Annotated in this window: 11 protein-coding genes; 6 read left to right on the top strand and 5 right to left on the bottom strand. The window is 36.7% G+C overall.

Features of this window, described 5'->3' with window-relative positions; all coding sequences use genetic code 11:
• Positions 1-159 precede the first annotated feature (159 nt).
• The 4 genes from J678_RS11860 to cysN all read left to right on the top strand — a co-directional run bounded on the left by J678_RS11860 (position 160) and on the right by cysN (position 4,550).
• On the top strand, positions 160-1,617 hold the full coding sequence (locus J678_RS11860) for a capsule assembly Wzi family protein (RefSeq protein ID WP_016804057.1): 1,458 nt from the start codon (positions 160-162) through the stop codon (positions 1,615-1,617).
• A gap of 256 nt (positions 1,618-1,873) precedes the next feature.
• Positions 1,874-2,005 carry a hypothetical protein gene (locus J678_RS23035; RefSeq protein ID WP_002054314.1) on the top strand — a complete coding sequence of 44 codons (132 nt, stop codon included), beginning with the start codon at positions 1,874-1,876 and terminating at the stop codon, positions 2,003-2,005.
• Complete coding sequence (gene cysD, locus J678_RS11865; protein ID WP_000140408.1) at positions 1,998-2,906, top strand: sulfate adenylyltransferase subunit CysD; 909 nt, start codon at positions 1,998-2,000, stop codon at positions 2,904-2,906. The genes J678_RS23035 and cysD overlap by 8 nt, the downstream gene beginning before the upstream one ends.
• Before the next feature lie 30 nt (positions 2,907-2,936).
• Positions 2,937-4,550 carry a sulfate adenylyltransferase subunit CysN gene (cysN, locus tag J678_RS11870; protein ID WP_002054420.1) on the top strand — a complete coding sequence of 538 codons (1,614 nt, stop codon included), beginning with the start codon at positions 2,937-2,939 and terminating at the stop codon, positions 4,548-4,550.
• A 53-nt stretch (positions 4,551-4,603) separates the two neighbouring features.
• On the opposite strand, the gene J678_RS11875 is transcribed toward cysN, so the two are convergent.
• A complete protein-coding gene (locus tag J678_RS11875) occupies positions 4,604-5,152 on the bottom strand; it encodes a DUF2239 family protein (protein WP_017393361.1) in 549 nt (182 codons plus the stop codon).
• 221 nt (positions 5,153-5,373) lie between these two features.
• Between J678_RS11875 and J678_RS11880 the strand changes: the two genes are divergently transcribed.
• The gene (locus J678_RS11880; protein ID WP_002054476.1) at positions 5,374-5,886 is read left to right on the top strand and encodes a hypothetical protein; all 513 of its coding nucleotides are present in this window, start codon (positions 5,374-5,376) and stop codon (positions 5,884-5,886) included.
• Between the two features lie 46 nt (positions 5,887-5,932).
• Here J678_RS11880 and J678_RS11885 read toward each other — a convergent pair whose 3' ends face one another.
• The 3 genes from J678_RS11885 to J678_RS11895 form a co-directional block, all read right to left on the bottom strand.
• Positions 5,933-7,270, bottom strand: a complete 1,338-nt coding sequence (locus J678_RS11885; protein WP_032027321.1) for a CitMHS family transporter — start codon at positions 7,268-7,270, stop codon at positions 5,933-5,935.
• 551 nt (positions 7,271-7,821) lie between these two features.
• A complete protein-coding gene (locus J678_RS11890) occupies positions 7,822-9,147 on the bottom strand; it encodes a hemolysin family protein (protein WP_002054376.1) in 1,326 nt (441 codons plus the stop codon).
• Between the two features lie 122 nt (positions 9,148-9,269).
• A complete protein-coding gene (locus tag J678_RS11895) occupies positions 9,270-10,259 on the bottom strand; it encodes a LysR family transcriptional regulator (RefSeq protein WP_032027322.1) in 990 nt (329 codons plus the stop codon).
• A 588-nt stretch (positions 10,260-10,847) separates the two neighbouring features.
• On the opposite strand from J678_RS11895, the gene J678_RS11900 reads away from it, so the two are divergent.
• Positions 10,848-12,452 (top strand): isocitrate lyase, encoded by a 1,605-nt coding sequence (locus tag J678_RS11900; RefSeq protein WP_002054455.1) that lies wholly within the window; start codon positions 10,848-10,850, stop codon positions 12,450-12,452.
• A gap of 77 nt (positions 12,453-12,529) precedes the next feature.
• On the opposite strand, the gene J678_RS11905 is transcribed toward J678_RS11900, so the two are convergent.
• A complete protein-coding gene (locus tag J678_RS11905; RefSeq protein WP_002122556.1) occupies positions 12,530-13,276 on the bottom strand; it encodes an IS5-like element ISAba31 family transposase in 747 nt (248 codons plus the stop codon).
• Positions 13,277-13,356 lie beyond the last annotated feature (80 nt).

Raw genomic sequence — 13,356 nt, forward strand, 5'->3', positions numbered from 1 at the left:
AAACTGCCTTTTTTATTAACTATTTATATATAAAAAATACTTAAATTATAGAAAACTTAAGACCTCGTTAAAAAATGTAATTGCACAGTTTAACAATTGCAAATTTGCGATAAAAAAATTAATGTGTTGCTCATAAATAACTTTGAGAATTGTGCTGACATGTTTTTAAGAAAAACACTTTCAATTGCATTATTAGCTACTGCCTCATCAGCTGTTTTTGCCCAAGGCTTGGTGCTTAATAATGATGATTTACGTACAGATTTAAATTGGTTGAATCAACAAGGTGTTATTAACATCAGCACTTCTACTTGGCCTTTAAGTGGGGATGAAATTCAACGTGCACTCTCACAGGCTAAAGTAACGCATCCAGCTCAACAAAAAGTTATTAACTCGGTTCTCAATGCATTAAAAGCAGATAATGATACGGTTAAAGTGGGCGCTTTTGCTGAATCTGATATTAAAAATCTTCCACAAGCATTTGGCGATAACCAAAAATCACAGTATCAAGGTTCTGTAGAGTTTAATGCAGGTGGTGAAAACTGGGATGCAAAAATCCGTGTGAACGCAGAAAAAGATCCGCAAATTGATAGTGGACACGATGTTAATGTAGAAGGTTCTTATGTAGCTGGTAAGCTCTGGAACCAATGGGTTGTTGCTGGTCAAATTCCAACATGGTGGGGGCCTGGGCATGATGGTAGTTTAATCCGAGGCGATGCTAGCCGTCCCGTTTATGGGGTAACCATGCAGCGTGCTGTACAAGATGCTTTTGAAAATAAATGGTTGTCTTGGATTGGACCTTGGCAATATCAATTATTTGCAGGTCAGCTAGATGATTATAAAGCTGTTCCACATGCTAAATTATTGGGTATGCGTGTAACCGCACGTCCTGTTCCAGCTTTAGAAATAGGTGCTTCACGAACACTACAGATTGGTGGTGATGGGCAACCAAATAGCTTTAAGGCGTATTGGAATGCAATTATTGGTAAAGACAATGGATGTACAAATACGGACTGTATTGGTGTAGATAATCCATCTAACCAGTTAGCTGGTTTTGATGCTCGTTTACACTTACAACCTTTGTTCAATATTCCAGTCAGCGTGTATGGACAATATATTGGTGAAGATGAAGCAGGTTACTTACCATCGAAAAAAATGTATTTAGCTGGTGCAGATTATTCTTCAATAGTTAAGAACATGCCTTATCAACTTTATGCTGAGTGGGCAGATACACGTACTAATGGCGATGTAAAAGGCATTTCATATAGTCATCATCAATATACTGACGGTTATTACCAGCATGGTTTCCCTTTAGGGCATGCAATTGGTGGTGATGGTCAAATGTATTCTGTTGGTGGCGATATTCGATTTGACACAATGAATCGCTTAAGTGGTCGTGCAATGGTTGTTAAGGTGAATGAATCTAACTTGGCAATCAATAAAGCTTTCCCTAAAGAAGATAAAATTAAAGCGCTTGATTTAACTTGGACACATTACATCAAACCAGATCTTCCATTAAAAATTAATGGTTGGATTAGTGATTCTGATTTAGAGGGTAATGATTCAGGTGCATCTATTGGTATTGAAATTCCGTTAGAACGTAAAATGTTTGGTTTCTAAGAATTAAATAATGATATAGGAAGAGAGAAGCTAAAATGGCTTCTCTTTTTTTATTGTATTTAAAGAAATCTAAAGATGAGATCGTGATTTGCTTCGGTTAACGATGCAAGCTAGGATGGACATGTTATCTATGCGAATCAGTATTTTACATTTATATGATGAATTTGAATATCAATATGAAAAAACAAGCAAAAGAAAACAGTTTTAAATCACTATAATGCATAACTAATGCTATAAGCCTCATAAAGGCTTGTGGTTGGATTATTTATCACAAAAAATTGGAGTTGTTATGGCACTCGTTCCTCCACATGGTCTTCTAAGTGGTGGTTTAATACCACTTCTAGATTTTATGGGCAAAATGGATAGAGAAGGACGTGTTCATGACTGAATCAAGACTTACACATCTCAAGCAACTTGAGGCTGAAAGTATTCATATTATTCGTGAAGTTGCGGCAGAATTTGAAAACCCAGTCATGCTTTACTCAATTGGTAAAGACTCGGCTGTAATGCTCCATCTTGCATTAAAAGCATTTTATCCTGCGAAGCTTCCTTTTCCTTTATTACATGTAGATACTGGTTGGAAGTTTAAAGACATGATCGCGTTTCGCGATAACATGGCAAAAACCCATGGCTTTGATTTAATTGTTCATCAGAACAAAGAAGGCCGTGAAGCAGGAATCAATCCATTTGATCATGGTAGCTCAAAATATACAGATATTATGAAAACCCAAGCTTTAAAACAGGCTCTGGACAAATATCAATTTGATGCTGCTTTTGGTGGTGCGCGCCGTGATGAAGAAAAATCACGTGCGAAAGAGCGTGTGTATTCATTCCGTGATAGTAAACATCGTTGGGATCCTAAAAACCAACGTCCTGAACTTTGGAATCTTTACAATGGTAAAGTGAACAAAGGCGAAAGTATTCGTGTATTCCCATTATCAAACTGGACTGAGTTAGATATTTGGCAATATATCTATTTAGAAAATATTCAAATTGTTCCTCTTTATTTCTCTGCTGTTCGTCCTGTGGTTGAGCGTAGTGGTACGCTCATTATGGTGGATGATGAACGCATGCGTTTAAAAGAGGGTGAAGTTCCGCAAATGAAGTCTGTACGTTTCCGTACGCTAGGCTGTTATCCATTAACAGGTGCAGTCGAGTCTGAAGCTGATACATTGCCAGAAATTATTCAGGAAATGTTATTGGCAACAAGTTCTGAGCGTCAAGGTCGTATGATTGACCATGATGAAGCAGGCTCAATGGAAAAGAAAAAGCAAGAAGGCTATTTCTAAGACAGTTTCTAAATTTGTGGAGTTTGAGCAATGTCTCATCAATCAGACTTAATCAGCCAAGACATTCTGGCTTATTTAAAACAGCATGAACAAAAAGACCTTTTACGCTTTTTGACTTGCGGTAACGTAGATGATGGTAAAAGTACCTTAATTGGCCGTTTACTTTACGATTCAAAATTGATTTATGAAGATCAATTGCAAGCTGTAACACGTGACAGTAAGAAAGTGGGTACAACAGGTGATGCACCGGACTTGGCATTACTTGTAGATGGTTTGCAAGCTGAGCGTGAGCAAGGTATTACCATTGATGTAGCTTATCGCTATTTCTCGACTGAAAAGCGTAAATTTATTATTGCTGATACACCGGGACATGAACAATATACCCGTAACATGGCAACTGGTGCATCAACTGCTGATCTTGCAATCATTTTGATTGATGCACGTTATGGTGTACAAACTCAGACTCGTCGCCATACATTTATTGCAAGTTTGCTTGGTATTAAGAATATTGTAGTTGCCATTAATAAAATGGACTTGGTTGAATATTCACCTGAGCGCTTTAATGAAATTCAGATTGAATATGATGCATTCGTGAGCCAGTTAGGTGATCGTCGCCCAGCCAATATTTTATTTGTTCCAATTTCTGCTTTGAATGGCGATAACGTTGTAAATCCATCGGCTCATACTCCTTGGTATAAAGGCCAGACTTTGATGAGTATTCTTGAGTCTGTGGAAATTAGCCGTGAGTCAAATAAACATGAATTCCGTTTCCCAGTTCAATATGTGAACCGTCCTAACCTCGATTTCCGTGGCTTTGCGGGTACGGTTGCTTTAGGTGAAATTAAAGTTGGTGATGAAATTGTAGCGTTACCTTCTGGTAAGCGTTCTACAGTTAAAGAAATTGTTACTTTTGACGGTAACCTTGAGCAGGCAGTTGCAGGTCAGGCAGTTACATTAACGTTAAATGACGAAATTGATATTAGCCGCGGAAACGTGCTGGTACGTGCAGGTGAGCAACCATTAATTTCACGTAGCGTTCGTGCTTCTGTGGTATGGATGAATGAGCATCCACTTGTAAAAGGTAAGTTGTACAATATTAAGATTGGTACACAAACCGTTCCAGCAAAAGTGACGAACATTCACTACCGTGTAAATGTGAATACACTTGAGCATACTCAGGTCGAAGAGCTTGAGTTAAATGCAATTGCGGATGTTGTGGTTGAGTTCGATGCTCCAGTCGTGTTTGACCGTTATCAAGATTCGCGTTACACAGGTTCATTTATATTTATTGACCGTTTAAGTAACGTGACTGTTGGTGCGGGCATGGTAGAGGCGGCTGTAGAATGGACTGCTCATAGCAATGCTGTTACTGCCGAAGACCGTGCTGCTCGTTTAGGTCAAAAACCTGCCGCTATTGGTGTTTCTGCACAATTAATTGAAAAAGCTCAAGCTTTAGAAAGTTTGCTGATTCAGCAAGGTGTAGTTGCAATTGCAAAAGCAAGCTTAACAGCTGAGCAATTGGTTCTATTACGTGAGACGGGCGTTGTAATTATCACAACTTCTGTGGAAGGTATAGATACAGAGATAACTGCTGAAACTGTGGAAGAAGCAGTAGAAAAAATCGTGGAATTGGTTCGTCTTTAATAGATTGAAAATGAGTTCTAAAAAACCCGCGTAAGCGGGTTTTTTTATTGAGTTTAGAAAATATTTTGAGCTTTTAAAGTTAAATATTCTCTTAAATCTTTAGGATAGTTCTGAATCATCTTTAAAAATGTATTTCTATCACCTTGATATAAGGCACGTGTTGCTTCCTCATAATTTGGCATATTACCTAACATAGCAGACATAAAACGATCGATGGCTTGTTTGGCGAGCATAATATTGCCTTCAGAATTTGGGTTATTTAACTCTTTATCAATTAACTTGCGAATCACTGCTGATGCACTTGCGCTTTGTTGATCTAACCAATCCCAATGTTTTTTCTGTAAAGTGATTTCACGCGAAATTACGCCAAGTTTAGGTCGTCCAGCTTTTTTAATTTCTTCCGGCTCAGCATAACGTTGTTGAAATTCTTGTTCCGAACCAGAAAGATCAAGATCAATTTGTTGACCTGTTTGATCATTAAAAATCAGAATATTTTCCGTTGTTTTCGGAAGTTCTTTGAGTTTTTTTGCAAGTTCAACAAGGGAGTCACTCGCAATAAACGTGCTTCCAGTGAAAGCAGTATAGGTGATTTTAGTATTCATTTTAGCTGCATATTTTTATCAGGGTAAAATAATATTATCAGGGTAAAATTAATTTGGCAAATAGTAAAATTCATAACCAAAGAATTATCTGTTTTTATGAGGCGGTATGAGAAGTTAGGACTATAAAAATAGTCAAGATAATCGACTATTTAAAATTTTGTTCTGCTTTAATATTGCTTTTATGAGAGAATGTGTCTTTAGTTGTATGTATAAGGACTCCTATGTTTGAGCAATCTCCTGAATCTTTAAGCGATATCGAAATTTTAGACATTTTACAGTCGATGAAAAAAGATAAGCTAGATACGGAAGCACATGAGATCATCCGTAGCGGGGGGAAAGCAGGACGTCAGGAAGCGCATAAACAGGCTTTGGTAGCACTAAATACAAATTTTGAAGAGAAATTTGTAGAGGCAGTTACTCTTGCACTAGGTTTAAATGCAGCTCAAGCTAAAAAAATTCGCTATAAAAAAGATCGAATTCGTATTTTAAAAGCACGTGGTATTGATTATTTAGCTATTGATGGGGCAGAAACAGCGCAAGTTTTGGCACAAATTTCACAAGCAATTGTTCGTGAAGATGGCATAGTTACCCATGACTTACATGATATCTTCCCATTTTGGAAAGAAGGTTGGCCAATGGTGCAATTTGATAATGCCTATAAAATTTTAGAAGAAGATATTACCTTGCATTTTCATGCGTTCTTAGATGCCATGATTGAGTATGTGAATAAATAAAAAAAAGCCCCAATTGGGGCTTTTATTTTTTTATAGCAGAATATGCTTAGATTGCACTAAAAAGTGGGAAAACACCAATCACTAAAGCTGTACCCATTAAAACCATACAAGTAATAAATGCCCATTTAAAAGTAAACTTTTGATGATCTGCAAAATCGACTTTAGCAAGACCACATAATAAGTAAGTTGATGGAACAAGAGGTGATAATAAGTGTACAGGTTGACCTACAATTGAAGCACGAGCAATCGCTTCTGGACTAATGCCATAATGTGAAGCAGCTTCGGCAAGAATAGGTAATACACCATAGAAGAATGCATCATTTGACATAAAGAACGTCAAAGGCATGCTTACCAACGCTGTAATTGGTGCAAGATATGGACCCATACTTGCAGGAATCATTGCGACAAATTCTTTAGACATCGCTTCAACCATGCCTGTGCCAGATAAAATCCCTGTAAAAATCCCTGCCGCAAAAATTAATCCGACAACAGCCAAGATACTATCTGCATGCATAGCGATACGTTTCTTCTGCATATCAACATCTGGATAGTTAATAAGCATCGCAATACAGAACGCCAGCATGAATAGCACTGACATTGGTAAAATACCTTTGATCAACGCAATCATAAGAATAATGGTGAGTACCATATTTACTTTACGTAAATGTGGACGAGTCGCTTCCGGATCTTTTGAAACGGTAATGTTGTCACCATGGTGACTTTCAAGCTCAATTACGCCTAGACGTTTTTGCTCATAACGACCATATAAATATGCCAAGAAGAATAACCAGCCAATACTAATCACCATTGGAATGATCATTGGTACAAAAATATGGCTTGGGGCGACTTGAAGCGCACTCGCTGCACGAGCAGTAGGGCCTCCCCATGGTGTTAAATTCATGACACCACTACATAACAACATAAGTGCTGTCATGATCAGTGTATTCATACCTAGACGTTGATAGAGAGGAAGCATTGCTGCAACACATATCATATATGTAGTCGAGCCATCACCATCAAGAGAAACTAATGTAGTTAAAAAAACGGTCCCTAATGTAATTTTTAGAGGGTCACCTTTAACTTTTTTCAAAATCCATTTAACCGGAGGATCGAAAAGACCTGCATCGATCATTAAGGCAAAATATAAAATCGCGAATAATAGCATTACGCCAGTAGGCGCAAGTTTTTTGATGCCTTCTAGCATCATTTCGCTAAGACCCTTGAGCTCAATATGACTTAAGCTTTCAAAATAATGACCAAGGCCCCAGGCGATAAGAGAAAAAATAAATGGGATAAGAATTAAAGCAATAATAGGGCTTAAACGTTTGGACATGATTAAATACATGAAGCATAAAATCATGCCAACACCAAGTAATGTCAGCATACAATCAATCCTTTGCCTTTAGTTTTACTGAACAAGTTTATTCAAAACTCTGACTTTGATTATTCTTATGAATTTTTATTAAAAAGACAAATAATATATTTAGTTTATTTGGTTAATATATATTCACTTGGAAAGGTATATTCTAGGAAAATACTGAATATATATATTATTGGTATAGTCTATTTATAATATATAGTAGTTATTATTAGAGCATATAAAACCTTTATCATATTTGGAATTATCATATATTTTTAACAATTATATTTGTTTTTGAATGCTGAAATGAGAAGTATACCCATTTACATTGCTTGCTATAGCTACGTTACATAAGTAAGAGGAAGCTGTAAATGCTTTATGTGCAAATTTTTATTTCTATTTAATTAAAAATTTTTATTTTAATTAAAGAGTTAATTTATATATTTAAAAATATGATTAAGATAATAAATTAAACTTTTAAAATAACAATATCTTAAAATAAGTATGAGTTTAAAAATTATTTTATTAAAAAAATATCCCGCTTTAATTAGCAGGATATTTTGCACCAAAATAAATCAATTTTCATCTGGTGTTGAGGGGAGGTCAGATTTTTCTAATACACGTGTTACCAGTAACTGATCAATTTTAAAATGGTCCACATCGACAACTTCGAATTTATAACCACCGAATTCAACAAAATCTGCGGGGCGAGGAATTTTGCGTAAACGGTACATCATAAATCCGGCTAATGTTTCATAATTTTCTTCATCAGGCATTTCATCAATTTCTAGAGCATGCCTTAGGTCATCAATTGGTGTACTTCCATCAATTAACCAAGAATTATTATCACGTTTAATAATTTGCTGCTCTTCTTCAATTGGAGTAACCCAATCGCCCATAACGGTAATCATAATATCGCTTAAGGTAATAACACCGACCACAAGCGCGTATTCGTTAATTACAACGGCAAATTTTTCTTTTGTTGAGCGGAAGCGATCAAGTAATTCAGAAAGTGTTAAAGTGTCAGGAATAATGAGAACATTACGTATAGTAGATTCATTTAACTGTGTAGGCGATTGATTATTTAAAATACGAACTAAAAAATCTTTGGCATCTACATAACCAATAACCTGATCAATATTTTCATTACAAACCAAAAATTTAGAATAAGGATATTCCGCTAGTTTTTGTCGAATGCTGTCTTCATGTTCATTTAAAGTAAAATACACAACATTTTCACGCGTTGTCATACTTGACGGCACTGTGCGTTCTTCAAGCTCAAATACATTTTCAATAAAGTGATGTTCTTGTTTCTGAAGTACGCCTGCTTGGGCACCAGCATCCATAACTGCTGAAATATCATCAAAAGTTATATTATCTTCACGTGTTGTATTTACTTTAAATAAGCGAAATAACAAGTTTGCAATTGCGTTGATTCCCCAAGCTAAAGGCTTACAGATTTTAATAAAAATCTGAATAGGATTAATCACGCTAATTGCGATTTTTTCAGGTGCAATCATTGCCAATCGTTTTGGCATGAGATCGGCAAATAAAATAAATAAAGAAGTTACCAAGGTGAAAGATAGGGCGAAACCAATTGTTTGCGTCCACGGACCTTGGTAAAAGCGGTCAACTAAGTTGACAAAGAAAGGACGAAATGCAGCTTCACCCAAGATACCGCCTAAGATTGCGACAGCATTTAGGCCAATTTGGGATGCTGCAAAAAAGTCTGCAGATTGTTCTTGTAAATCAAGTACCTGTTGAGCACGTTCTTCGCCAGCTTCGGCCAAAATTTTTAACTTTACTTTTCTGGCACCAGCTAGAGCAATTTCAGTTAAAGATAAAAAGCCTGCTGCGATGATGAGCAGTACGATGATAATGATATTTTGAAAGAGACTCACAAATCACCCGAGGATCATCATTATTATGACTATGTTTTAACACAAAAAAGCGCTGAGGTAATCAGATTGATTGCTCAGCGCTTAAGATAATGTTTGAAAGAGACAATTAAATTAAAATTTATTTAATAGTGGGAAAATTGTGAATTATTGGTTAGGAATTCACGATTTTCCTCTTCGATCATTTGGCGAGCAACGAATAAGATAAGTTGGCGTAACCAGCGATGAGCTGGATGATGATGTAATAATGGACACCATGCCATCTTGAGTTCGAACTCAGGAATATAAAACGGTGGATCCTTAATGACTAATTTTGGATTTTGTGCTTGCAAACGAGCCATTCGAGTTGGAAGCGTCGCGATCAAATCAACATTTTGAGCAAGTAATGCTGGCATTTGATAGTGGCGCGTAAACACAGAAATTTTACGACGTTGACCAATACGTTCTAATGCCTGATCAATCCACCCTAGGCCACCTTGTTTGTCAGGGTTTACCCCAAAACCTACACCCATACCAGTTTTAGATACCCAAATATGTTGAGCATCTAAATAGCTTTTTAAGTTTAAATGAGTAACAGCAGGGTGTTTGTCATTTAAAATACAGCTAAAGCTATCACGCCAAACTAAAACTTGGTGGAAGCTTTGTGGAATTTCATTGAAGCGATTAATTGCTAGATCAACTTTACCTTGCTCCATGTCTCTATATGACACGTCACTTGGAGTGAGAAAATCGAGTACAACGTTGGGTGCTTCAGAGCGTAGAGCTTTAACAAGACGAGGAACTAGGGTTGCTTCTGCATAGTCAGAAGTCATAATACGGAAAACGCGATTACTGGTATAAGGGCGAAATTCGGTACGCGGTTCCAAAATCATGGAAAGATCAGAAAGGGCATCACGAATACGTGGTTGTAATTCAAGCGCACGTTCTGTCGGTGTCATCCCTTCAGATGAACGGATCAGGAGAGGGTCATTAAATAAATTACGCAAACGGCGTAAAATATTACTCATGGCAGGGTGAGTAACACCAAGTTGTTCGGCTGCGCGAGTAACATTTTTTTCACGAAGAAGAACATCAAGATATATTAATAGATTAAGATCTACCCGCTCCAGATTCATAAAAAAAATACCGAAAATAAAACCCTAAAATTGTTTCAAATTATGCCATATTTAAAGAACATTGTGTGAAAAAATGATGAGAAAAACGACATTTTTTGTTGAAATTAAGTATGCCTGAAAAGTACCTCAAATGCTCGATTTTGTTATCTTTGATATGTTTTTATATTTGTAGTTATGGAAGAAATATTTTTAATTAATATTTAGTATTGTTCTAGCATATTGATTGACTTTTTTCATTGGCAAAAGCCGCCTAATTTACAATTGACTTTTAACACTAAAAATGAATGGAAAAATCTTAAAAACTGTATAAAAATAAAACTTGGAGAGTTTTTTGATCAAAATACTATACTCCTTTAGGATTATTTTGTTTCTATAAACAAAGTGTTATGTTTTTTAGTTTTACTTATAATATCGATTTATTGGTATATTTTTTAAATAAATACTGAAGATTAACGAAGGATATTGGATTAATTGATTGGCTAAGTCTAAGCTGTGTACATGAAGAAGCAGCTGGTGTCATAAGAAATTTAAGTAACATGACTCTAGGCTTCGATCGATGAAATCCTAAAATGAATACAGGACAATATCATGACTACATATCAAACAGCGATTGATGCAGTACGTGAATTAAAATCAAAATTCGGCAACACTTGGGCAGACATTAGCCCAGAAGATGCTGCTCGTATGCAACTTCAAAACCGTTTCAAAACAGGTTTAGATATTGCTAAGTATACAGCTGCGATTATGCGTCGTGATATGGCTGAATACGATGCTGATTCAAGCAAATATACTCAATCATTAGGTTGCTGGCATGGTTTCATCGCTCAACAAAAAATGATTGCTAACAAAAAATATTTCGGTACTACTAGCAAACGTTATATCTACCTTTCTGGTTGGATGGTTGCTGCACTTCGTTCAGAATTCGGTCCACTTCCTGACCAATCTATGCACGAAAAAACTTCAGTACCTGCTTTAATCGAAGAAATCTACACTTTCTTACGTCAAGCTGATGCAAAAGAATTAAATGACTTGTTCCGTGCTTTAAACAAAGCAAAAGAAGCTGGTGACTCTGCGAAAGTAGCTGAAATCACAGCTCAAATCGACAACTTCGAAACTCACGTTGTGCCAATTATTGCGGACATCGATGCTGGTTTCGGTAACGAAGAAGCAACTTACTTACTTGCTAAGAAAATGATTGAAGCTGGTGCTTGTGCGCTTCAAATCGAAAACCAAGTATCTGATGCAAAACAATGTGGTCACCAAGCTGGTAAAGTAACTGTTCCACATGCTGACTTCATCGCTAAGATCCATGCTCTTCGTTATGCATTCTTAGAATTAGGTGTAGAAGAAGGCGTTATTGTTGCTCGTACTGACTCTGAAGGTGCTGACCTTACTCAAAGCATCCCAGTAGTTAAAGAACCAGGTGACATCGCATCTAAATATATTAGCTACTTAGACACTCAAGAAATTGATATCTCTGAAGCAACTGATGATGAAATCTTAATTAAACGTGATGGCAAGTTACACCGTCCAACTCGTTTAGCTTCTGGTTTATATCAATTCCGTGAAGGCACTCAGATTGACCGTGTTGTACTTGACTGTATCACTAGCCTTCAAAATGGTGCTGACTTACTTTGGATCGAAACTCCGACTCCAAACGTAAAAGAAATTGCTCACATGGTTAACCGTGTTAAAGAAGTAGTTCCAAATGCGAAGCTTGTTTACAACAACAGCCCATCATTCAACTGGACTTTAAACTTCCGTCAACAAGCGTATGATCGTTGGGTTGCTGAAGGTAAAGATGTGTCTGCTTACGACCGTGCTAAATTAATGAGCGCTGAGTACGACAACACTGAATTAGCTGCTGATGCTGATGAAAAAATCCGTACTTTCCAAGCAGACGCTGCGCGTGAAGCTGGTGTGTTCCATCACTTGATCACACTTCCTACATACCACACTGCTGCTCTTTCTACTCACGAATTGGCACAAGGTTACTTCGGTGATCAAGGTATGTTAGCTTATGTTGCTGGCGTACAACGTAAAGAAATCCGTGGCGGTATCGCATGTGTGAAACACCAAGCAATGGCTGGTTCAGACATCGGTGATGATCACAAAGAAATCTTCGCTGGTGAAAACGCACTTAAAGCTGGTGATGACTCTAAAAACACAATGAACCAATTCTCAGCTCACTAAGAATTGACTTCATAAAAAACCGCTCAAATGAGCGGTTTTTTTTAGGGTTTGTTGACATTTACTGTTCATAATTAACCCTATAAAGGTAGCCATAAAAATATACATGCTAAAGCAACAGAACTTTGATAATTTCTTTTGAGCTTGTCATATCGAGTAGCTATTCCTCTAAATTGCTTTAATCTACAAAACATATTTTCAACTAAATGCCTGATTTTATATAAATACCAGTCCATATGGTCATTGTTCGATTGGCTATTTGTTTTCTTTGGTATATTCGCTTTAGTCCCTGTTTTCCTGATCTGTTCACGCAGTGGTTCTGAATCATAGCCTTTATCTGCACATACCACTTTTGTCTCTTTTAAATCTAATGTTGATATTAAATCAGGTGCAACTTTAACATCATGTGTGGTTCCATCGGTAATCATGAAATCAATAGGATTGCCATGTGCATCAACAATCAAATGTATTTTTGAGGAGTTTCCTCCTACACTTTTAGAAATAGATTGATTCGCTATGCCGGCAGAATGTTGATGAGCACGTACATGAGAGCCATCAATAAAAATCCACTCCATATCGGGGCATGAGGCTAGTAATTTGAATAATCTAAGAAACTTACCGCTGCTTGACCAACGATTAAAACGTTTGAAAATAGAGTTTGAATGACCAAAACAGCAAGGAATATCTCGCCACGGACAGCCTGTTCTAATTCTATAGAGAATAGCTTCAATAAAATTGCGTAAATTTGAGTTGTGGTGAATGGATAAATTACGCAGAATAACTTTCAACTTTTGCCAGTGTTGATCTGTCAGCATGGTACGAGGCATAGCGAATAGTAAAATTGGGTTTGGCGATTTGATTTTACTACTTCGCTATTTTTTTAAGCTAAAAGTGTCAACACACCCTA

Origin of the sequence: Acinetobacter sp. 1424608 (assembly GCF_000588255.1) — a bacterium.
Lineage (GTDB): Bacteria > Pseudomonadota > Gammaproteobacteria > Pseudomonadales > Moraxellaceae > Acinetobacter > Acinetobacter nosocomialis.

Excerpts from the sequence above, each read along its gene's own strand:
- J678_RS11860 (WP_016804057.1), top strand. The coding sequence starts at position 160 with ATGTTTTTAAGAAAAACACTTTCAATTGCATTATTAGCTACTGCCTCA.
- cysD (WP_000140408.1), top strand. The coding sequence starts at position 1,998 with ATGACTGAATCAAGACTTACACATCTCAAGCAACTTGAGGCTGAAAGT.
- cysN (WP_002054420.1), top strand. The coding sequence starts at position 2,937 with ATGTCTCATCAATCAGACTTAATCAGCCAAGACATTCTGGCTTATTTA.
- J678_RS11875 (WP_017393361.1), bottom strand. The coding sequence starts at position 5,152 with ATGAATACTAAAATCACCTATACTGCTTTCACTGGAAGCACGTTTATT.
- J678_RS11880 (WP_002054476.1), top strand. The coding sequence starts at position 5,374 with ATGTTTGAGCAATCTCCTGAATCTTTAAGCGATATCGAAATTTTAGAC.
- J678_RS11885 (WP_032027321.1), bottom strand. The coding sequence starts at position 7,270 with ATGCTGACATTACTTGGTGTTGGCATGATTTTATGCTTCATGTATTTA.
- J678_RS11895 (WP_032027322.1), bottom strand. The coding sequence starts at position 10,259 with ATGAATCTGGAGCGGGTAGATCTTAATCTATTAATATATCTTGATGTT.
- J678_RS11900 (WP_002054455.1), top strand. The coding sequence starts at position 10,848 with ATGACTACATATCAAACAGCGATTGATGCAGTACGTGAATTAAAATCA.
- J678_RS11905 (WP_002122556.1), bottom strand. The coding sequence starts at position 13,276 with ATGCCTCGTACCATGCTGACAGATCAACACTGGCAAAAGTTGAAAGTT.